Genomic DNA, 21,179 nt, shown 5'->3' with positions numbered 1-21,179 from the left:
ACCTTGCCACAAGGGCCTCCGGGCCCCCATGCGGGGGAAGCCGACGCGGCGTTCCGCAGTCTCCCCAAAACTCAGGGGCTCATCGCGCCCATGGCCACGAATCGGCCTTGATCATTGGATGGACAAGGCCCGACTGCCCAGGGTCGGGCATGCCGGGCGATGTCCGAGGGTTGGAACCTGTTCCGCAGCCGCCTTTCAGGAAGACTCCGATGCGCCTAACACGTCGGCCAGCCGCTTTTTCTCCGCGGCGACGAGATCCCAGCGGGCAACGGCGCCGCCGAAAAAGAGCTGCGCCCATTCCTGGTAAACCGCGTCCAGAGTTTTCGGGAACGGCGCGCCGTCTGCGGCCATCAGCCGGCTGATCACATCCCAATCAGGCAGGCTTTCCCCGTGTTGGGCCAAGCCTTTGCCCAGAGCCAAAAAGCGGCCTTCTTGGTTCACGATGATCCCCTGCTGCTCCCCGAAGGCTGCCGTCGGCAGGACCACATGGGCCCACTGGGCGGCAGGACCGAGGATGTTTTCCTGCAACACGAGAAACTCCACGCGGCTTAAGGCTTCCAGGTCCTGTGCCGAGGTTTCTTCGAGGAGCACACTTTCCTGGAGGTACAAGGCCCGAATACGGCCGGACCTCACCGCTTCCATCACACCCCCTGCAGGCGCTTCGGGAATCTCGGCATTCTCCCACAACTGTCCAACGACCGTCCTGGTGTTCGGATCGTCCAAAGACAACCACCCCGGCAGGAGTCTGGGACTCATCCCCGCAAGACACGCCCCGATGGCATTGGCGTAAGGCGCAGCCAAGTAAAGTCCCGCACCGTCTTTTTTGACCATCCTTTTCATAATGGAGACCAGCGCCTTTGCGGCCCTCACGGTGCGGTCGATGTCGGATTCGCTCAAGCGTTCGAGAGCTGACAGATCCAAAACGACGGCCACCCCGCCGACCGCCCCCATGCCGTTGGCCAACCGTTCGAGGGCGTTTTTTTCGGAAGCCCCCAGAGTCACGGATCTGATGGCTTCAGGGGCGTCTGTCCCAAGAATGTGCTTGAGCTGGTCGACAGCCTTTTCTCCGGATTTTTCCGCGTATTGCAGCGCCACCCCCGCCAACAGATCGGGCCATTTTTCGACCTCGGCGGCGCAGGTCAGGGCCGCCAAACGCTCGAGGCCGGCCGGCATCCGGCCAATACCCCACAGAGGCACACGGCCGTTGTGCAGCGCTCGACGGATGGATGTCACCGTCACTGGATTCCTCTCTTCGACGCCATCGCCCACGAGAAGGATGGCATGGGCCTGGGCGAGCTGGGCCATGGGGGGCACCAAACCCGGTTTTCCGTCCGGCACCAGAGCGTGTTTCAGCGCCGCTTCGGCGCTCTTGCGTCCGAGAGCGTCCACAAAGGGGGTTCCCAGTCGCGTCCGCATCCATTTTTGGAGCAGGTAAAGCCCCTCGCAGGTGAGCCGAGGGGATCCCAAGGCGCCGACACTCTCCGGACCGTGTTTTTGGGCCGCGGCCCGCAAGCCCTGCAGGGTCAATTCGATGGCTTTGCCCCAGGACACCTCCCGCAATTCGCCGTTTTCGCGCACCAAGGGCCGGGACACCCTTCGACCTCGCCAGTGGTCATCGTAAGCTCGAAACCGGCCCTTGGAGCATGTGGACGCTCGGTTGGGAACCGTGTCCCGCCCGTCGGCGATCCACACCAACCTTTCGCCTTTCACCTTCAGGTCCAGTTCACAAGCGTATCCACAATGGATGCAGTGAGAGGGAACGGAGTTCCAGTCGAGGCGTTCCACAGCCCGGCCCTGGCGCCTTTCCATGAGGGCTCCCGTAGGACAGAGGTCGACGCACAGACCGCATGAGACGCAATTTTGGTTAAATCTCGGCCAGTCTTTGAAATCGATGGCATTGCTGCATTGAAAGGTTTGACAGGCCACGTAACAGCGCTCGCAACGGATGCACTTGTTGGGGTCGAGGGCAATGACGGGGTGCGTATCCACGGCGGCCACCCGTTGGAAATGGATCTTCTTGCTGGGTTGCTCACGCCAATCCACCTGGAACTCGTTCATGAGCTCCCGCAGGCGGCAGTCGAAGGCGGCGCTGCAGCCGCACACCAGGCACCGCTCGGCTTCCCTCTTGGCCTGAGCCTCGTCGAAGCCCAGCTCCACTTCCATGAAGTTGCGAAGCCGTCGGGACACCTCCACTTCCGGCATGCGCTCCCGCGGAAGGACCTTGTAGACCCCAAAGGGTTCCTTGTCGATGTGCTGGAGGTCTCCCTTGCTGATGTTGAAGTGAAGCGGTTCCGGTTCCACCTTGCCCGCTTGAAAGAAACGGTTCAGCGAGTACGCGGCCTTCCGGCCGTCGGCCAAAGCCGCCACGACGGTCATGGGGCCACGGAACAGGTCGCCGCCAACGAAGATCATTTCCGCCCCGGTGTGCATGCTGCGAGGATCACCGCCGATGGTGCTCCACCGGGTGATGGGGATTTTTTCCATGCTTGGGTCTTGGTCCGGCGTGAGGACCACCGGGTATTGACCGATGGCGCTGATGACTTGATCCACGTCCAAAAGCGTTTCTGAGCCCTCGACGGGCACCGGGCGCCGACGGCCGCTGGCATCGGGTTCCCCGAGTTCCATGCGGATGAATTCCAATTGGCGCACATGGCCGTTGTCCCCGACAACACGTGTCGGTGCGGCCAGGAGATGAATCTCCACGCCTTCCGCTTCCGCCGCTTCAATTTCTTCATGGCTTGCCGGCATCTCTTTTCGGGATCGGCGATACAAGATGGTCACCTTCTCCGCGCCGAGGCGCAAGGCGGACCGAGCGGCGTCGATGGCCACGTTGCCGCCCCCGATGACGACCACACGGCGGCCCACCTTGACCGGCCTGCCGGCGGCGATGTTTTCCAGAAAATCGACGCCGCTTTCCACCCCCTCGAGTTCTTCGCCGACAATACCCAGTTTGCGGCTCGCCCACGCGCCGATGGCAAGGAAGATGGCGCCGAAGCCTTCTTTTTTGAGATCATCCAGCGTGAAATCGCGGCCCCAGACCACCCCCGTGCGCACTTTCACTCCAAGACTCAGGATCCCCTCGATTTCCCAGTCCAGGATCTTTTTGGGCAGACGGTATTCCGGGATCCCGTAACGGAGCATCCCTCCCAGTTTTTCCCGGGCTTCAAAAATGGTCACGCCGTGCCCGAGGGCTCTCAGGTAGTATGCCGCGCTCAGCCCAGCCGGCCCGCCGCCGACGACGGCCACGTGATGACCCGTATCCGGGGGCACCTGGGGAAGGATCCGGATCCCGGATTTCATTTCAAAGTCGGCGACAAACCGCTTGCAATGGTTGATGTTGACGGGTTCATCCACAAGATGCCGACGGCAGGCACCCTCGCACGGGTGCGGACACACGCGGCCGATGGTGGCCGGCATGGGAATCTTTTCTTTGATGAGCCGCACCGCTTCCAAGTATTCGCCGTGACGGATGAGTGCAAGGTAGCCCTGGATGTCCACATTGGCGGGGCAGGTCACGGAACAAGGCGCCACGCAGTCCCCATAGTGGGTGTCCAGAAGCAGTTCTAAGAGCAGTTTTCGAGTTTGGGAGAGATCCTGGCCTGATGTGCGGATCACCATCCCCTCCCGGATCGGCGTGCTGCAGGCCGCTTTGAATTGCTTTTCCCCTTCCACAGCCACAACGCACAACCGGCAGTTTTCTAACGGACGCAGCAGATGCGTGTAGCACAGTGTCGGGATGTAGACCCCCTCCCTTTTGGCCACGTCCAAAATGGTGCTTCCTTCGGGTGCCTGGACCGTTCTTCCATCCAATGTGACCGTCACCGTCTTCGCCATAGGAGCCCTCCGCAGCACAATAAAATCGTTGGAAACAGCCCTCCGGTCCGGTAGGGGATGATTCACCGGAGGCTCTAGGAATTTCACACCAATGGCCAATTCCACCACATAGATCTTGACGTTGTTCTGGGGGCTTTCGTTGTTTCCTTCCAGCGCATGGCGCGGGGCGTGCCCCCACAGCTTGGTTTGTTGGACTGTTTCAGGCGCACCCCGCATGGGGCGGCCTCAAATCAGGGCCTGTCAACTTCGGCCGGGCCGTTTATCGGCCTGATGGAGGAATCATGAGCAATCACGGTCAACAAGGGCAGCAGGCGATTCCGCAGGAATGGAGCGTGGGACCAGGAGAACTCCGCCGCAGCATCGACGTCATGCCTCGCGTTTGAGGAGCAGCTCTATGTTATGGCGCAACGCCTGAGGATCCACCGGCTTTTCCATGAAGATGTCGGCGGCGATCCAATCCAGATCCTCTTCCACCGTGCGCGTGTAGCCTTTTTCCGACTCAGGCTGTGCGGAAACGATGATGATGGGGAGCTTGCGCAGGCTCTCGTTCTGCCGCAGCTTCACCGCAAAGCGCAGTCCCTCGTCCACCGTCGCCATCATGATGTCCAGCACCAAGAGATCGGGCCGTTCTTCTTCAATGAGGCGAAGGCCGTCCTGGGTGTTGCTCGCCGTCAAGACTTCATAACCGAAACGGCGGAGGATGGCCCCCGTGATCTCCAAGAAACTGGGATCGTCATCAATGATCACTATACGTTTCCCGCTCATTCATTCACCCTCCCCTTCCGTCAGCGACTCCGCTTGCGCCTCTAGACCCGGCGGCACTTCCAAAAGGAAAGTGACACCTTTTCCTTGAGCGCTCTCCACCCAAATGACGCCCCCGTGTCGCTCCACAACGGTCTTGGTGATAAAAAGCCCAAGGCCGGTACCCCGTGTGGCCGACCGGCGGGCGGACGGCAATCGTTGGAATTTTCGGAAAAGGCGCTTCTGCTCTTCCTCGGAAAGGCCCGGCCCGGAATTCCAGACCTTCATCCGCAAGCGCCCTTGCGCCGTTATGCGCGCCTTGACGAGAATTCGCCCCTGGGCTTCTCCGTACTTGACGGCGTTGCTCAGCAGATTGGTCAGGACCCCTCGAAACAGTTCCGGGTCCAAAACCCACGGCACATCCTCCGGTGGCAGCTCCACCTCCACACGCATCCCCCGCTCGTGGATGGTCGGCTCCAGCGCCCCCAGCACCGGGCGGATCAGATCGCGCTCCACAAGAACCTTTCTGGGCCGCACCGGCAACTCGTCCTTTTCGATCCGGGAAAGGTCGAGATAGTGGCGGATCATTTCCATGGACTGATCCAAGTTGTTGCAGATCGCCTCGACCATTCTCTTCTGGTCATCTCCCAGAGGGCCGAAGATTTCCTGCCGGAGAGCGTTCGCACTCATGTAGCCGTTGGCAATCGGGGACTTGAGTTCGTGAGTGACAAAACTCAGCATTTCCAAGTAATAGCGGTTGAGACGTTCCAGCTCGCGATTGGCCGCGTTCAGGTTTTCGTTGGTCTGAACCAACGCATCCATGTGGGCTTTCAATTCACTAAGGTCATGGAAGAACCCCACCACCGAATAGGACTCGCCCTCCTCGGGCAGCATGGTTGCCGAGAGGCGCACGGGCAGCAACCGCCCGTCTTTGGTCCGTACCGTGGTGTTATAGTCCACAAGGACCCCAGGGCCCCCGTAGTCATCGCTCAGCAAGGCCTTCTTGACCGCAGAGGCTTCTCCCGTAGGGTAGAAGTCGCGGACGTTCAGACGATAAATCGCCTCAGAGACCCCATAGCCGAGGAGCCTCTCCGCCCCTGTGTTATAGAGGATGACGCGGCCTGTCGCGTCGTTGGCGACAATGCCGTCGGGACAGGCCGCCAGGAGGCGTTCTTCAAACTCATAGCGTTTTTTCAGCTGCTCTTGATAGGAGCGGATTTCACTGGCCATGAAGTGGAAGCTGTAGAGCAGCCGGATGAGTTCATTTTCGCCGACTTCTTTGGGGACTCGGCACTCGGGGCATAAGGGATGCGCGGGCCGGTCCCTTTGCGTGCCCTGCTTCCGCCATGGGAAAAGACTTTCCGGTCCGGATCCGCCAAGATACGGGCACATCCCCGGGGCCGGAACTTCCCTCTCCCACATGCCGGCCGAGGGTTCGGGGCGACACAACGGCGGCACTTCGACGCTTTTGAGGACGTCGTGCATCCGCCCTCGGGCCACCAGCTGCGTCATTTCCAAGAGCCGCTGGACGGGCTGGGTGATCTTGGCCGTAAACCACCGACTGATGAAGTATCCGACAGCAAGGATCAGCGCTGTGATGAGCAGCAGGGTCTGGAGAAGCCGCTCCCGCAGGGATTTCATCATAGGAAACCGGAGGCCCGTGCGGACCGTGAGAGGCCCCTTGCCGTTCGGCCGAGTCGCCTGCAGGGCGATCTCATAGGCCGTATCCCCTAAGGTTCCCGAACGGTGCAGGACAAAGCCTTCCCCGCGGCGCCGCTCGACCCAACGATCGCCGAGACTCTCGAGAGACTGGCCCCCTGAGGCGAAGAATACCCGGCCGTCCGCGTCTTCCAGGCGTAACGAGCGAAAACCGGGATAGAAGGACAGTTTCTCCAGGAGTCGCGCGCCGAGCTCACCAGGCGTGGTTCGGGCAGGGACTTCCTCGATCCATTGCCGGAGGTTTCCGCCCAGCTCCTGCAGTTGATCCTCCACCTGTTCTTCCATCGTCGGCAGGATGGACATACGAATCCCAACCCAGGCCGCAAAAGCCACCGAAAAGATCATGGTGAGCGAAACAACGCTGATGGTCGTCTTGAACTTAAGCCGCTCGAGAAACTCCATGGGCACCCGTTCCGCAGAGGGTTCGCGTCCGCTTCGGCCTGTGGTGCACTGCAGGACGGATCAGTACGTTCACCTTATCACAAAGGTCCGTCCCTGTCACATCCCTTTTGCACCGTCGGGCTGTTGCCGAAACGCGCTGTCCATCCCTGGAATGGCCAGGGATAACGTCATCGCCGGAAACACTCCGATGAGTTTTAAGGATGTAAGACCGAGGGGACCCACAAGGTCAGAGGCGGCCAGAGAGAAATGAGAACGAGATCGAGGAGGAGGATGAGCAGAAACGGGCCGATGCGCGCGACCACCCTTTCCAGGCGGCATTGGGCGATGGTGCAGGACACCACCAAGCAGATGCCCAAAGGAGGCGTGAGCATCCCGATGGCCAAGTTGACGACGACGATGGCTCCCAATTGGGTCAGGTCGATCCCCAGCTGAGGGACCAAGGGCAGGATGACAGGCACGAGCAGAATGAGAGAAGCCGTGGTTTCCACGAAGGTTCCCGCGATGAGGAGCACGACGTTGACAAGCATGAGCAGGGCCGTCGGATGGGTCGTGAAGGACAGGAGCCCTCGGGCGAGACGGGCCGGAATGTCTTCAATGGCCATGAACCAACTGAAAATGGATGCCGTGGCGATGATGAAGAGGACCATACTGGCCGTAAGGGCGGAACGCATGAAGATGCCGGGAAGATCCGTCCAGTGTAGTTCCCTATGGATGCACAGGCCGACAAAAAGCGCGTAGAAAGTGGCCACCGCCGCCGATTCTGTTGCCGTGAAGACACCGGTGAGAATTCCCCCCAAAATGACCACGGGGGCTCCCATGGCCCACTTGGCGTCCCAAAAGGATTTGGCGAACCGAACCCACGAAAAGCCCGTCACCGTGCTGTAGCGGTTCTTCCAGGACAGTCCGGTAGAAACCGCAATGAGGCTCACACCCATGAGCACGCCCGGCAGGATGCCCGCGGCGAAAAGTTTGCCGATGGACGCGCCGGTAAGAAACCCGAAGATGATCATAGGGATGCTCGGCGGGATGACCACGCCGATGGAACCGCCGGCCGCTTGGACGGCGGCTGCGAATCCTTTGTCGTATCCGCGCCGGATCATGGAAGGAATGAGGATGGTGCCCACGGCGGCCGTATCTGCAGCGGCCGATCCCGAAATCCCCGCGAAAAACATGGCTGAAACGACGGCCACCGCCGCCAATCCCCCTGGAAGCCATCCCACAATGGATTCGGCAAGCTGCACCACACGCCTGGAAATCCCTCCGGCTTCCATGAGCGCTCCCGCACACATGAAAAGCGGCACGGCCATGAGCGGAAATGAGTCCACCCCGGCATACAACCTTTGGACCACCATCATGAGCGGCAGATCCCCATGGAGCGCCAAGGCGGCCAAAGATGCCATCCCGATGGCCAGGGCAATGGGCATGTTGGCCAGGAACAGAAGAATCAGCATGACGAAAAGCACCACAGGCAGCATGGTGGGTCTCCGCAGTTTGCGAAACCTAGGGACGACAAAGAAGACCACGAGACAAAATCCGAGTGATTTTATTCATCGTCCCGATGTGCAGGGGTCCGTTCCGGCGTTTTTCCGCTTCCCAGGGACAAGCTTGCCGCATGGACGAGGAATATGAGGCCGCTCAGAGGAATCACCGAGTAGGGTAAGCCCAAGGGCAGGCCCAGAGCCGCCGTTTTTTGGGAAGCGACAAAACGGATGAAACGGACACCCCACCCGATGAGCACAAGGAAAAAGAGCGACGACAATCCGAGGACACAGCGCTCCACAAGCCGTTGCTTCGCCAGGGCCAGACGGCCCACCACCAGGTCGATTCCCACATGGGCCTTTCTTCGGTAGGCCGCCGTGGCCCCGAGAAAGGTGATCCACACCAACAAGATCCGGCCCACTTCTTCCGACCAGAACAGGGAATGATTCAGTCCGTACCGGAAAAACACTTGAAGGCCGGTGACGACGGCCATGAGCATGGCCAAGAGGCCAATCACGAGTTCCACGGCGCGGTTCAGGCCATGGCTCAGTGCATGCACCCATCCCATGGAAAATCCTGGCTTTTACTTCCCGCGGATTGTCCCCACGGCGTCTAGGAAAAGCTGCAACATCCCTTGAACTTTGGGGTCTTTATAGATTTCGAGATCCTTGAGGACTGCCGCCTTGGCGCGAAAGGATTCCAGGTCCGGCGTTTCATTTACGATCATGCCCGCCTCTTTCGCTTTGGCCAGGAACTGCGCCTCATTGTCCCTGTTCCATTGCCTCTGGTAGGCGGCGGCATCTTTGATGGCCTGAAGGATCATTTCCTGATCTTTAGTCGAGAGGCTATTGTACCAGTCTAGGCTGGCCACATCGATGTGCGCCGAGTACACGTGTCCGGTGAGGCTGAGGTACTTTTGCACTTCAAACAGCTTGTAGTTCCAAATCACCCACAGTGGGTTTTCCTGGGCGTCAATGGTCCCCTGTTGCAGCTCAGTATAGATCGGCCACCCCATCGGCGTCGGGTTGGCTCCAAGCACCCGCCACAACTCTTTGTGCAGGATCGACTCCATGACGCGAATCTTCAGCCCTTTGACGTCGTCCACCCTGTGCACGGGGCGCACATTGTTGGTGAGGTGCCGGAAGCCGTTTTCAGAAAAGGCCAACCCTTTGAATCGGGCCCGTTCTAAAGCCTTAAGCAATGCCTGACCCGCCGGACCATCCAAGACTGCATCGGCTTCTTTGGCGTTGGCAAACAGGAAAGGGTAATCAATCACACGGGCTTCAGGCACAAAAACATCGAAAGGTCCGGAGGTGATCACTCCCATCTGGACGGAATTCATTTGAATTTGCTGGAGGATTTCCGTTTCGGTGCCAAGAGAGGCGCTGTGGAAAATCTTCACCTCGTAGTCGGATCGGGCCTCCACCAGTTCCTTAAATTTTTCCGCGCACACGTTCTGGGCCGACCCCGGCTTGGTGACCACCCCCAGCTTGATGACTCCACCCGCCCAGGTTACGGGACTCATCAAGAAAAAAAGAGCCGTGGCGAAAAGCGCGAAAACTCCTGCCCGTCCCTTGACCATGCTGCACCTCCTTTTCAAACGTTTAGGCGCGTTGATCCGTGATGTAGCCTTCCCGCTGCAGGTAGTCCCGGCTTCCCGCGACGACCTCATCGGGCGGCCGATCTCCACAATGCACCGAGATGATCACGTCTCCTTGGTACCCGGAATCTTCCAAACATCGCAAGAATGGCACCACCGGGAATTGCCCCTCACCCAGTTGGACATGACGATGGGCCTGCAGATCCTGCACGTCCGAGAGGCGGACAAAGGCCACGGCGTCTTTCAGCCGCATGAAAGTTTCGCAAGGATCTTCACCGACGACAAGAGCATGCACGGGATCAAAATCCACAGCCAGGGCCTCAGGTTCCGCCACCTCTTCGAGAAACTCCAGCGCTTGGGCTCCGGTCCGGATCAACTGGTCTGGATCCGGTTGGATGCAGAGTCGAACGCCCAGCTTCTTGGCCAGTGGTGCGACGCGATGCATATTCGCCACGAAAAGCCGCCAGGCTTCCTGCTGATTCATGGACTCGGGGATCGGTCCGCCGCCGTTTGTGGAAACCGACGGAATCCCGAGGGCAGCGGCCAGGCGCAGACAGTCCAAAGTGTATCGAATCCGCAGTTCCCGCTCTTTCCAGTCCTCTTCAAGCCAGCCGGGATGAGCGCCATCGCCCAGGGCGGTCACCCGGCACGCGTTGAGGTTGACCACCTTCATGTTTTTTTCCGTAAGGCATTGAAGGAATTCCGTCACCCGGGCGGCCCGAAAATCTTCCGGAAACAAATGAGGCCGATCGGCCAGGAGTTCCACGCGGCGGAAACCTCCTTTGGCCACTGCATCCACGGATTCCTTAAGGGTCTTCAGACGAAAGGAAAGTGTGCTGTATGCGAACTCCATAGTCCTCCTCGCTTGAAATCACTGTGCCCCGTCATGGTTTTTCCCCCGCGTGACGTCAGCTTCTCACGCACGTCTCAAAGGAACAGACTCTGCCGGCGAGGTCGCTTCAAACCGGCCGGGGAGCCACATCGCCGCCGCCCAAAAGAGAATGGTTCCCGAGGCACTCCACAAAAGGGTTTCGTGCGCTCACCAGCCCTTGAGACTCCGACACCCCAGGTGGAACGTCAGATTCGAGAAACCACGGCCCGCCAGTCCAAAACCTCACAGCCCACCTCGTAGACTCGAACGGGGTTCATATCCAGTTCCCGCACTTGGGGAAAGTCGTGAAGGAACCAAGACAACCGAACCAGCACATCCACCAGGGCGTCCTCGTCCAGAGGCTTCTGGCCCCGCACCCCCCGAAGCAGCGCGGCACCTCGGCACTTGTGCACCAGCTCGCGGGCTTGTTCATCGTCCACAGGAGCGATCCCCAAGGCCGTTTCCTTGAGAACCTCGACGTAAATGCCGCCGATCCCCACCACGACCACCGGACCGAAATGATTGTCCTGACGGCCTCCGACAATCCATTCCATGCCTGGATCGGCCATTTTTTGCACCAGCACCCGTGGACCGAAGGCGGCAAGTTCTCCATAGGCGGAACGCACCGCCTCCTCATCCGTCACATGGAGCCGCACAGCTCCGGCGTCGCTCTTATGGACCACCTCGTGCCCCGCGGTCTTGAGCACCACAGGAAAGCCCAGTCGGCGTGCCGCTTCCACGGCCGCGTGGGCACTGTCCACGACCGCCCACGGGACCATGGGAACACCGTAACAGGCCAATGCCGATGCCAAGAGGTCAGGATCAACCGGTCCTTCGCCGAAGGCAGAGAGAATTCGCCGAGCTCCCTCCTCATCCACACCGGGGGGTTTCTGCGTCGAAAACACGTGCCGGGGTTTTGGGGAGAAATCCCGATTCCAGGCGAGAGCCCGCACGGCGTCCCGAGGATCCGTAAAAATGGGATAACCTGCGCTCTTGCGGTTGTATTCCAGCTCCTTGTGCATGGTGAACACGCACACGGCAATAGGTTTTCCCACGGTGCGCATGACATTCCCTAATCGCCGCACCAGTTGACGCGATCCCTCCGCGTCGAAAATGCCCTGATAGTTGTGAATGAAGAGCAGCCCATGGATGTCGGAGCCCATCAAGGTTTGATGGGCAAGCTTTTCATAGAGCTCCAGATCGAACACATCGCCTAGATCCATGGGATTGTGAAACTGAATGACCCCGGCGCGGGCATGGCTCTCGGCCATTTTGACGAGATCTCCGGGAAACGGCGGGAGCTCGAAACCAAATTCATCCGCCGCATCCGCCGCCATGACGGCGTGTCCTCCAGAGCGGGAAATCACGGCGAGGCGGCGGCCTTCCATTTTGGGCAAAAGGAAACCCTTAATAGCCGTAAGGCCCTCGTTCTGGTCCGCCACACGCAAAATGCCGCACTGACGGAAGGCGGCGTTCGTCACCGCGTCGTCTGTGGTCAGAGATGCGGAATGGGAGCGGGCGATGACGGCTCCGGCCCCCCCACGATTCGATTTGTGAATCACGATGGGTTTCGTGCCCCGCCCCGCCACCTCCATGAGACGACGGCCCTGGGCGATGCCTTCCAGATAGCCAAAAATGACATCGGTCTGCGGGTCTCTGAGATAAAAGTCCAAGAGGTCGTTTTCGTTCACGTCCAGTTTGTTGCCGATGCTGGCAAACTTCGAAAAGCCGATGCCTTCTGCAGCACAGTTGTTGATCATGGTGGCGCCCACCCCGCCGCTTTGCGAAAAAATGGCCACCCGTCCCGGAGGGGCTTCGGCTTTCATGGGCATGAACGGCACCGCCAGCCCGTTGTAACGATTGATAATGCCGATACAATTGGGCCCGATCATGCGCATGTCGTATTGCGAGAGAGCTTCCCGGATCTCGTTTTCAAGTTCGGCTCGATCGTCCCCGAGTTCCCGAAAACCCGCAGATTCCACAATGATCCGACGAATGCCCACTTTCCCGCATTGCCGAACCACTTCGGGAACCGCCCGAGCGGGCACCAGCACAGCGGCCAGATCCACGGGTTCCGGCAATTCTTCCACACTCCGGTAAATCTTGTGGCCTGCAAAAACACCCCCTTTGGGACCGACCAAGTAAATCACGCCCTGATATTGAAACTCCATAAGATTAAACACCATGGCGCGACCAAGATTCGTCGGCGAGCTGGAAACACCGATCACTGCAACACTCCTCGCGTCGAAAAAGCGCTCCATATGACACCCTCCTCTCATGAGCTTGGCGCTGCAAAGTGATCTCTCGGAAGCCCCCTCCTCAAACTTTCCACACCTCGCTCGAAGTGTCCACACCATGCCACAACGAGGCACGAACTGGAAGCCCTGGGTCAATCACGCGTTGCAAGAATAGATTTTGCCATGTAAAAGAAAGGGCGAACGTGCGGACAAAGCCCCTTCATGAGTGAGGCACGTGAGCCAACAATGGGTCTGGACGCCCCTTTGCTGTCTATAGAAAACTTGACCACGGGTTTTCGAACCCATGCGGGAGCCGTCACCGCAGTGGACGGGGTTTCTCTTCGTTTGGAACCAAGGCGGGTCTTGGGCATTGTCGGAGAATCCGGGTGCGGGAAAACCGTTCTTTCTCTGTCCATCCTTCGACTGCTGCCCATGCCCCCGGCTTTCTTCAAAGCAGGCAAAATCTTTTTTGAGGGTCGGGATCTGCTGACTCTGTCCCCCGAAGAAATCCGCCGGATTCGAGGTGACCGCATCAGCATGATTTTTCAAGAACCCATGACGGCGCTCAACCCGGTCTTTACCGTAGGCGAGCAATTGGCGGAAGTCTATCGGGTTCACCGACGCTTCTCCCGCTCGGAATCTCGTCGGCGAGCTGTGGCCATGCTGGAGCGCGTCGGGGTCCCGGACCCCGAAGGCCGTGCGAGACAGTACCCCTTTCAACTTTCCGGTGGCATGCGTCAGCGTGTCATGATCGCTATGGCGTTGGCCTGCCGCCCGCAACTGCTCATTGCCGATGAGCCCACCACAGCTTTGGATGTCACGATCCAGGCCCAGATCCTTGACCTCATGGAACGTTTGAGGGAAGAGATCGGTATGGCGGTTCTGCTCATCACTCACGATTTGGGAGTTATCGCCCAGTCAGCGCACGATGTGGCCGTCATGTACATGGGGCGCATTGTGGAACAGGCGGAAACCACCGAGCTTTTTGATTACCCCGCACATCCTTACACTAAAGGCTTGATGCACGCCATCCCGCGCCCAGACACCTCCTCTGCGCAAGAACCCTTGTATGAAATCCCCGGGACAATTCCCAGCCCGACACAACTGCCCCAGGGGTGCACGTTTCATCCACGGTGCCCTTATGCAGCGTCCATCTGCCATGAGAAAACACCGCTGCTTGAATGCGTGCGCCCCAACCACTGGGCGGCATGCTGGAGAGCGAGTGAGGTGATGGATGCTTGAGGTGCGCAACCTGGTAAAGCATTTCCCCGTGCGCCGGGGATGGTGGCGGCACACAGGACCGGTTGTGCGCGCCGTGGACGACATCTCGTTTTCTCTCGCGCCTCACGAAACGCTGGGACTGGTGGGCGAATCCGGGTGCGGCAAATCCACGGCCGGCCGCACCATTTTACGACTCCTCGAACCCACATCCGGGCAGGTATTTTACAAAGGGCAGAACATCTTCGCCATGGACAGCTCGGCTCTGCGCCGTCTGCGCCGTGAGATCCAAATCATCTTTCAGGATCCTTTCGGCTCCTTAAACCCGCGGCTCTCCATTGGCCGTATTCTCCAAGAGCCGTTACGGACCCACGGGATCGGATCACGCGACGAACGACAACACCGCATGGTGGAGTCTCTCCGAAGCGTCGGACTCTTACCGGAACATGCCGCCCGATTTCCCCATGAGTTTTCCGGAGGTCAGCGCCAACGCATCATGATCGCGAGGGCTCTTATTCTGAACCCCCAGATTCTTGTCGCCGATGAACCCGTGTCTGCGCTCGATGTCTCTGTGCAAGCTCAAATCCTCAACCTCATCGTCCGGCTGCAGCAAGAGCTGGGGTTCGCCCTCATTTTTATCTCGCATGACCTCAGTGTGGTTCGGTATCTGTGCCATAGTGTGGCCGTCATGTATCTTGGAAAGATTGTGGAATGGGCTCCGGCGAAAGCCCTCTATGAAACGCCCTTGCACCCCTACACGCAAGCCCTTCTGTCGGCGGTCCCCCCTCCAAATCCGAAAGCCCGAAGCCGCCGCGTCGTGTTGTCGGGGGACGTTCCCAGCCCCATGTCTCCCCCACCGGGATGCCGGTTCCATCCGCGGTGCCCAAGGTGCATGGAAGTGTGCCGCTTCCTTGAGCCCGTTTTCGTTGAAGTGGAAAAAGGTCATTGGACGGCCTGCCATCTCTACGAGAGTGCAAGGCCGGAGGCTCGTTCTTTAGCCGCGCAGGCGCGGTGACAGGGCGAATTCTTTGCGGACGATAGCTTACGGAGGAGGATTGCGATGAAAAAAGCTGTGATGATCGCACTGGCCATGGGCATCACGTTGGCGTTGGGCTTGTCATCGGCACCCGCCAAAGCCCCGGACACTTTGGTGGTGATCCAGGAGGCCGAACCCGTTGGATTGGACCTTATGCAGAGTTCGATTCAAACGACCATGAGCGTTTGCTACAACATCCACGACACGCTCTTTCACCCTCAAGACGATGCGACCGTCAAACCCGCCCTGGCGGAAAAGTGGGAAAAGCTCTCAGACACCACCTGGAAAATTACATTGCGTAAAAATGTCACCTTCCACAACGGCGAACCGGTGACCGCTCAAGCCGTCAAGTTCTCTTTCGACCGGATTAAAAATCCCGACCTCAAGAGCCCCCACGCGGGCAAACTTTCCGCCTTCGTGGAACTCACCGTCCTCGATGACCACACCTTCACCATCCGCACGGAACAGCCTTACGCGCCGGGCCTCTATATCCTGGGTTATTACCTGCCCATTGTCCCACCCAAGTACATTCAGCAAGTGGGCGATACGGAATACAACGTCAATCCGGTAGGCTGCGGTCCATATAAGCTAGCCAAATGGGTTCGTGGGGATCAGGTGGTGCTGGAACGCTACGAAAAATACTACGGCCCCAAACCGGCCTATAAGACGGTAGTTTTCAAAGGCGTTCCCGAAGAGGCGTCTCGCATCGCGGCGATCCTCACGGGGGAAGCTGACGTGATCAGCGGGGTACCGGTTCACCAACGCAAGAAAATCGAAGACTCGGGCAAGGCTGTGTTGACGCCCCAGATGGGTGTGATGCACTACCTGGGCCTCGACACCTACAATCCACCCTTTAACGATGTGCGCGTGCGCCGCGCTGTCAATCACGCCATCAATCGCGAGATGATTAATAAGGCTTTATTTGCAGGCACCGCCATTCTGTGCGCCGGTGCTATCAGCCCGCGCACTTTTGGCGCGGACCCGACCCTGAAGCCGTATGCCTATGATCCGGAAAAAGCGAAGAGCCTACTTGCGGACGCCGGGTATCCCCAAGGCTTCCAGGCTCGGCTGGCGTACCCCACCTATATGTCCCAAATCCAGGAACAGGCGGAAGCCATTGCCTCGGATCTTGCTAAAGTGGGAATCCAGGTGACGTTGGAGCCTTTTGAACGAGCGGTCATGTGGGAACGCTACAAAGGGCGCCAACACCAAATGTTCATCTACTGGTGGGACGACGCCCCAGAACCCGACCGTTACGTGTACTCGCTTTTCCATTCTAAAAGCCGCGACTACTATTACAAAAACGCGGCACTGGACGAACTTCTGGACAAAGCCCGCACTATCATGGATCGGGACGCGCGGGCCAAAGCCTATCAAGAGATCGACCGATTGCTTTATGACGAGGCACCGTGGATCTTCCTGTATGTGGTCCCGGAAGTCTTTGCTGTGGCTAAGCACGTCGATTATGAGGGAAGGCGAGACGGTTTCCTGAATATGAGGGATGCAAAGCCGAAGAAGTGATTCTTTCCTCCCCCGGTCAGGTTGGCCTGACCGGGGTTTAACCAGTCGTTAAAAGACAACCCTTGGGGTTTGGATTCGACATGGGTCGTTATTTGTTCAAGCGGCTGTGGCATGCCGTTTACGTCCTGGTGGGAATTTCGGCCGTCAGCTTCTTTTTCATCCATTTATCCGGTGATCCCGTCATGCTGATGCTTCCCGCCGATGCAAGCCACCAACAGATCGAAGCTTTGCGCAAACAGCTCGGATTCGATGACCCTATCCCCATTCAATATCTGCGATTCCTCGCTCATGCTCTCCAAGGAGATTTCGGACAATCACTCTATTATCGGGTACCGGCCATGACCCTCATCCTGGAGCGGCTCCCAGCCAGCATGGAACTCGCCCTGGCGGCCATGGTCATTGCCTTGGGGGTATCTGTTCCTATTGGCATTCTTTCCGCCGTTAAACGAGGATCCTTTCTGGATATGGGCAGCATGCTCGGAGCGCTTCTCGGCCTTTCCATGCCCCATTTCTGGTTGGGGATCATGTTGATCCTGCTCTTTTCCGTCAAGCTCGGTTGGCTGCCGACCTCGGGTCGCGGCACCCTGCCACAGCTCATCATGCCGGCCTTGGCTTTAGGCATGGGGCTTATGGCCATGTTTGCCCGGCTGACCCGATCCGTGATGCTGGAAGTCCTCAGTCAGGACTATGTGCGGACCGCTCGAGCGAAGGGCCTGACAGAAACGCTGGTCATCGGCAAACACGCCCTGAAAAACGCCCTCATCCCCCTGGTGACGGTGGCCGGCATGCAATTCGGTTTCTTGATCGGCGGCACAGTCATCATTGAAACCGTCTTCGCCTGGCCCGGTGTTGGGCGGCTTGTGGTTCAGGCCATTTTTAATCGGGATTATCCCCTCGTGCAGGCGAGCGTGCTGGTCCTTGCCGTGGTTTTTGTAGTGGTCAACCTTGTCGTGGACATCCTTTATGTCTATTTGGATCCCCAAATTAGTTACCTCGAGGAAAAATAGCTGTGGTTTCTCAGTCGTCGATTCAGGATGTGGAGGAATCCCTGAAAGCCAGATTCAGCCTTTTCGCGGAAATTATTCGAGAACTCATGCGCCGCCCAAACGCCCTTGTTGGAGCCATGCTCCTCAGTGTCATCGTGATGACCAGCGCGTTCTTCCCAGTTTTTTATAAAACGGATCCCTTGGCCCAAGACCTCACGGCACGGTTTACCCCGCCTGCATGGGAAGACGGCGGTTCATGGCACCATCCTCTGGGAACGGATAATCTGGGCCGGGATGTTCTTTCTCGGATTCTCCATGGTAGCCGCATTTCTCTTCTTGTGGGATTGAGCGCGGTTCTCATCGCCGAACTGTTGGGGATCTTTTTGGGGCTAATCTCTGGCTATTATGGAGGGAAACTCGACACCCTCATCATGCGCGTGGCCGACGTCTTCATGGCTTATCCCTTTATGCTCTTGACCATCTCAATTATCGCGGTCCTGGGGCCATCTCTCTTTAATTTGATCCTTGTGCTCGGCCTCTCCGACTGGGTGACTTACGCCCGCACCATCCGCGGCACTGTCCTCTCCCTCAAAGAGAAAGCTTTTGTCGAAGCTGCGCGGGCCGTCGGCGTGTCCCACCCGGTGATTATCGTTCGTCACATTCTTCCGAACGTCATCTCGCCGCTCTTAGTGCTCGGAACCCTCCGCGTCGCCAACATCATCATCTGGGAAAGCGGTTTATCTTTCCTGGGCATGGGGGCGCCTCCACCAGCCCCCACCTGGGGACGGATGTTGGCCGAAGGGCGGGTGTACATCATGGACGCGTGGTGGCTGGTCACCTTTCCAGGGCTGGCCATCATGCTGACCATTCTCTCCATCAACCTGCTTGGCGACGGACTGCGGGATGCTCTGGATCCGCGCCTGCGCAACGTTTAGGAGAAGTCTATGAAGGTTTTGGTCCTAGGGACGGGCATGCAGGGGAAAGCCGTGTTGCATGACCTGAATCAAAGCGAGGGAATAACGCACGTCGTCGCCGCGGACTTGGATGCGGCAGCGGCTGAAGCTTATGTGCGCCAACACCAATTGGACAAGGTCTCGGTCACCGATTTGAACGCCGAAAACGTGGACGCCTTGGGCCGCCTCCTCCAACGTGAGCGCCCGCAGGCGCTCATCTGCATGTTGCCACCCCAATTCGGCCTGCAAGTGGCTCGGCGCGCCGTGGAAAGCGGGGTGCATTACGTCAGCTCCAGCTATACGGGGGAACTTGGACAGCTTGATGAGGCCGCCCGACAGGCGCAGGTGACCATTTTGCCGGAAATGGGCATGGACCCAGGCATCGATCTGATCCTGTGTCGCTTGGCCGTGGAAGCCTTGGACGAAGTCCACGGTCTGCACTCCTACGGCGCCGGGGTGCCCGAACCAGCCTGTGCCGATAGCAATCCGCTGCGATACAAAATCAGCTGGACCTTCGATGGGGTCTTAAAAGCCTATAAACGTCCGGCCAGGTTCCTCAAATGCGGACAAGAAATCTCTGTGCCGGAAGGACAGATCTTTCGCCCGGAGTACGGTCATCGTCTTAAAGTGGACGGGTTGGGCGTCCTGGAAGCCTACCCCAACGGAGACGCGCTGGCCTACATCGAGCGTTTCCGGTTGGGGCCGAAGGTGCGGGACATGGGACGGTTCGCCCTGCGCTGGCCTGGACATAACAGCCTTTGGAACGTCTGGGCGCAATTGGGTTTTCTTGAAGATAGCCCGGTGGAAGTGGACGGCTGCCTCGTGTCTCCACGTCGCTTCATGGTCCAGCAACTGACACCCCGCCTCCTTTACAACGATAAGGAAAGGGACGTGGCCGTGCTGTTGGCGCAAGCCTGGGGTAGGCGCGCAGGTCAACGTTGTCGGGTAACCTATTGGTTGGTGGATTACCGTGATCTGGAAACAGGACTATACGCCATGAACAGAACGGTGGGGTTCACCGCAAGCATTGGAGCCCAGCTCATTCTCAATGGCGTGATCACGGGCTACGGGGTCTTGTCACCCGCTCAAGACGTTCCGCCCGCTGTCATGGTCGCGGAATTAGAACGGCGAGGTATGCTGGTGCAAAGCCGGCTGGAACCATCCTGGGAAGATCCCGATGTCTAAGCGCTACGCGGTGGAAGAGCTGGCGGATTTCGTCTGCGGTTTCTCGCCCTCGAGCTTTCCAGAGACTACAATCGCCGCAGCGAAGCGATGCGTTCTGGATCTGCTGGGTGCGGCCGCCTCCGGGGTGGACAGCAATCCGGCGCGCGCGATGCGTCAAGTCATGGGCCGTCAGTTCCAAAGAGGAAAGGCTTCCGTATGGTATCTCTTGGATCAGGTGAATCCGCCTGCCGCCGCAGTCTCCAACAGCGCCGCCGCCTCGGCTTTGGATGTGGACGATGGCCATCGCGATGCAGGAGGTCATCCTGGATCCGCCGTGATTCCGGCAGCCATGGCCCTCGCGGAAGTGACCGGGACCTCCGGTCGGGACTTCCTTGGCGCCGTTGCCATAGGTTACGAGATCGGCGTGCGTATCGCAGCAGCCCGCGACTTTAACGCCTTGGATACCCTGTCCACCGGCCGATGGGCCGCCTATGGCGTGGCGGCGACCGTCGGTCGGCTCTTGGGTATGCCAGGATCCCAACTGGCCCATGCCCTGGCGATAGCCGGCGTTTTGTCGCCCGGGCTTTCCGCCGCCGGCTACAGCGCACTCATGGGCAATCACGTCAAAGAAGGCATCCCCTGGGCAACACTGACCGGGTTTCTCGCCGTGGACCTCGCATCCGAAGGTTTCACAGGCCCACTGGACATCCTGGATCATCCGGCCTATTTCGATGCGCAGAGAATCGTTTCCGGCTTAGGAGAGTCTTTTGCCATTGAAAAGACTTACTTCAAGGTCTTTTCATGTTGCCGCTGGATCCATAGTGCTCTCGAGGCATTGACAGCGCTGATGGAGGAACGAAATCTGGCCGCCCACGACATCAACCGAGTGGATGTTCACACCTTTTCCCGAGCTCTAAAATTGAACAATTATACCGCACCGCCCACTTTGGAATCGGCTCAATACAGCATCCCCTTTTGCCTGGCGGTGGCAGCGCTCCGAGGGAAACAGGCGCTGCTGCCTCTGGAGGCGGAAGCTCTCGCCGATTCTTCTGTGAGTGATTGGGCTCATCGGGTTGTCCTCCACCAAGACGATGTCATGGATTCCCTCTTCCCGGCCCGGACGGCCGCCCGGGTTCGAGTGGCGGCCAACGGTGAGGAACATGAGAAGACCGTTGTCGAAGCCTTGGGGGATCCGGCAAATCCCCTTTCCGATGAGCTGTTGGAAAACAAATTTCGCCATTTAAGCCGCGAGAAACTCTCCCCCAAGGCTCAGGCAGAGCTCATTGCGCTCGTCCACGTCCTGGAGGACCAACCGTCCCTCAGAGCGCTTGTCGGGCTCCTGAGCCCGGCGTCGTGAACCGCCATCGGCGCCAGCGATGGTCTTCTCGCGGGATGCCTCTGGTTCAACGAGGCCCGCA

General features: G+C 58.9%; 15 protein-coding genes. 7 read left to right on the top strand and 8 right to left on the bottom strand.

All coding sequences use genetic code 11. The annotated features are described in order from the left end of the window. Positions 1 to 195: 195 nt before the first annotated feature. From ACZ5K9_RS15325 to ACZ5K9_RS15290, 8 genes are all read right to left on the bottom strand, one after another. A complete protein-coding gene (locus ACZ5K9_RS15325) occupies positions 196 to 4,050 on the bottom strand; it encodes an FAD-dependent oxidoreductase (protein WP_464272190.1) in 3,855 nt (1,284 codons plus the stop codon). A 150-nt stretch (positions 4,051 to 4,200) separates the two neighbouring features. Beyond that, positions 4,201 to 4,599, bottom strand: a complete 399-nt coding sequence (locus tag ACZ5K9_RS15320; RefSeq protein WP_464272189.1) for a response regulator — start codon at positions 4,597 to 4,599, stop codon at positions 4,201 to 4,203. Next, positions 4,600 to 6,696, bottom strand: a complete 2,097-nt coding sequence (locus tag ACZ5K9_RS15315) for a PAS domain-containing sensor histidine kinase (protein ID WP_464272188.1) — start codon at positions 6,694 to 6,696, stop codon at positions 4,600 to 4,602. Positions 6,697 to 6,890: 194 nt separating this feature from the next. After that, positions 6,891 to 8,171, bottom strand: a complete 1,281-nt coding sequence (locus ACZ5K9_RS15310; RefSeq protein ID WP_464272187.1) for a TRAP transporter large permease — start codon at positions 8,169 to 8,171, stop codon at positions 6,891 to 6,893. A gap of 68 nt (positions 8,172 to 8,239) precedes the next feature. After that, positions 8,240 to 8,743: a TRAP transporter small permease gene (locus ACZ5K9_RS15305; protein WP_464272186.1), complete on the bottom strand. Its 504-nt coding sequence runs from the start codon at positions 8,741 to 8,743 to the stop codon at positions 8,240 to 8,242. Between the two features lie 15 nt (positions 8,744 to 8,758). Continuing rightward, a complete protein-coding gene (locus ACZ5K9_RS15300; RefSeq protein ID WP_464272185.1) occupies positions 8,759 to 9,757 on the bottom strand; it encodes a TRAP transporter substrate-binding protein in 999 nt (332 codons plus the stop codon). A 22-nt stretch (positions 9,758 to 9,779) separates the two neighbouring features. Further along, positions 9,780 to 10,628: a sugar phosphate isomerase/epimerase family protein gene (locus tag ACZ5K9_RS15295; protein WP_464272184.1), complete on the bottom strand. Its 849-nt coding sequence runs from the start codon at positions 10,626 to 10,628 to the stop codon at positions 9,780 to 9,782. Between the two features lie 224 nt (positions 10,629 to 10,852). Then, positions 10,853 to 12,907, bottom strand: coding sequence for an acetate--CoA ligase family protein (locus tag ACZ5K9_RS15290; RefSeq protein ID WP_464272183.1), 2,055 nt, complete (start codon positions 12,905 to 12,907; stop codon positions 10,853 to 10,855). 198 nt (positions 12,908 to 13,105) lie between these two features. On the opposite strand from ACZ5K9_RS15290, the gene ACZ5K9_RS15285 reads away from it, so the two are divergent. The 7 genes from ACZ5K9_RS15285 (at position 13,106) to ACZ5K9_RS15255 (ending at position 21,118) form a co-directional block, all read left to right on the top strand. Then, a complete protein-coding gene (locus ACZ5K9_RS15285; protein ID WP_464272182.1) occupies positions 13,106 to 14,125 on the top strand; it encodes an ABC transporter ATP-binding protein in 1,020 nt (339 codons plus the stop codon). Further along, the gene (locus tag ACZ5K9_RS15280) at positions 14,118 to 15,116 is read left to right on the top strand and encodes an ABC transporter ATP-binding protein (protein ID WP_464272181.1); all 999 of its coding nucleotides are present in this window, start codon (positions 14,118 to 14,120) and stop codon (positions 15,114 to 15,116) included. Before ACZ5K9_RS15285 ends, ACZ5K9_RS15280 begins: the two co-directional genes overlap by 8 nt. Positions 15,117 to 15,161: 45 nt before the next feature. Next, a complete protein-coding gene (locus tag ACZ5K9_RS15275) occupies positions 15,162 to 16,658 on the top strand; it encodes an ABC transporter substrate-binding protein (RefSeq protein ID WP_464272180.1) in 1,497 nt (498 codons plus the stop codon). 80 nt (positions 16,659 to 16,738) lie between these two features. Then, positions 16,739 to 17,665, top strand: a complete 927-nt coding sequence (gene nikB, locus ACZ5K9_RS15270; RefSeq protein ID WP_464272179.1) for a nickel ABC transporter permease — start codon at positions 16,739 to 16,741, stop codon at positions 17,663 to 17,665. A 2-nt stretch (positions 17,666 to 17,667) separates the two neighbouring features. Beyond that, positions 17,668 to 18,579, top strand: a complete 912-nt coding sequence (locus ACZ5K9_RS15265) for an ABC transporter permease (protein ID WP_464272178.1) — start codon at positions 17,668 to 17,670, stop codon at positions 18,577 to 18,579. A gap of 9 nt (positions 18,580 to 18,588) precedes the next feature. After that, entirely contained in the window at positions 18,589 to 19,782 is a 1,194-nt protein-coding gene (locus ACZ5K9_RS15260) for a saccharopine dehydrogenase family protein (protein ID WP_464272177.1), read from the top strand. Further along, positions 19,775 to 21,118, top strand: a complete 1,344-nt coding sequence (locus ACZ5K9_RS15255) for an MmgE/PrpD family protein (RefSeq protein ID WP_464272176.1) — start codon at positions 19,775 to 19,777, stop codon at positions 21,116 to 21,118. Before ACZ5K9_RS15260 ends, ACZ5K9_RS15255 begins: the two co-directional genes overlap by 8 nt. Positions 21,119 to 21,179 lie beyond the last annotated feature (61 nt).

The sequence above is a fragment of the Desulfosoma profundi genome, assembly GCF_055387865.1.
The sequence above is the reverse complement of the archived record's forward strand: the minus strand, read 5'-3'. Positions and strand labels throughout refer to the sequence as shown.

Bases quoted from the DNA above. Each gene is read 5' to 3' on its own strand.
- ACZ5K9_RS15280 (WP_464272181.1), top strand. From the start codon at position 14,118: ATGCTTGAGGTGCGCAACCTGGTAAAGCATTTCCCCGTGCGCCGGGGA.
- ACZ5K9_RS15275 (WP_464272180.1), top strand. From the start codon at position 15,162: ATGAAAAAAGCTGTGATGATCGCACTGGCCATGGGCATCACGTTGGCG.
- ACZ5K9_RS15255 (WP_464272176.1), top strand. From the start codon at position 19,775: ATGTCTAAGCGCTACGCGGTGGAAGAGCTGGCGGATTTCGTCTGCGGT.
- ACZ5K9_RS15305 (WP_464272186.1), bottom strand. From the start codon at position 8,743: ATGGGATGGGTGCATGCACTGAGCCATGGCCTGAACCGCGCCGTGGAA.
- ACZ5K9_RS15320 (WP_464272189.1), bottom strand. From the start codon at position 4,599: ATGAGCGGGAAACGTATAGTGATCATTGATGACGATCCCAGTTTCTTG.
- ACZ5K9_RS15300 (WP_464272185.1), bottom strand. From the start codon at position 9,757: ATGGTCAAGGGACGGGCAGGAGTTTTCGCGCTTTTCGCCACGGCTCTT.
- ACZ5K9_RS15285 (WP_464272182.1), top strand. From the start codon at position 13,106: ATGAGTGAGGCACGTGAGCCAACAATGGGTCTGGACGCCCCTTTGCTG.
- nikB (WP_464272179.1), top strand. From the start codon at position 16,739: ATGGGTCGTTATTTGTTCAAGCGGCTGTGGCATGCCGTTTACGTCCTG.
- ACZ5K9_RS15295 (WP_464272184.1), bottom strand. From the start codon at position 10,628: ATGGAGTTCGCATACAGCACACTTTCCTTTCGTCTGAAGACCCTTAAG.
- ACZ5K9_RS15290 (WP_464272183.1), bottom strand. From the start codon at position 12,907: ATGGAGCGCTTTTTCGACGCGAGGAGTGTTGCAGTGATCGGTGTTTCC.
- ACZ5K9_RS15325 (WP_464272190.1), bottom strand. From the start codon at position 4,050: ATGCGGGGTGCGCCTGAAACAGTCCAACAAACCAAGCTGTGGGGGCAC.
- ACZ5K9_RS15310 (WP_464272187.1), bottom strand. From the start codon at position 8,171: ATGCTGCCTGTGGTGCTTTTCGTCATGCTGATTCTTCTGTTCCTGGCC.
- ACZ5K9_RS15260 (WP_464272177.1), top strand. From the start codon at position 18,589: ATGAAGGTTTTGGTCCTAGGGACGGGCATGCAGGGGAAAGCCGTGTTG.
- ACZ5K9_RS15315 (WP_464272188.1), bottom strand. From the start codon at position 6,696: ATGGAGTTTCTCGAGCGGCTTAAGTTCAAGACGACCATCAGCGTTGTT.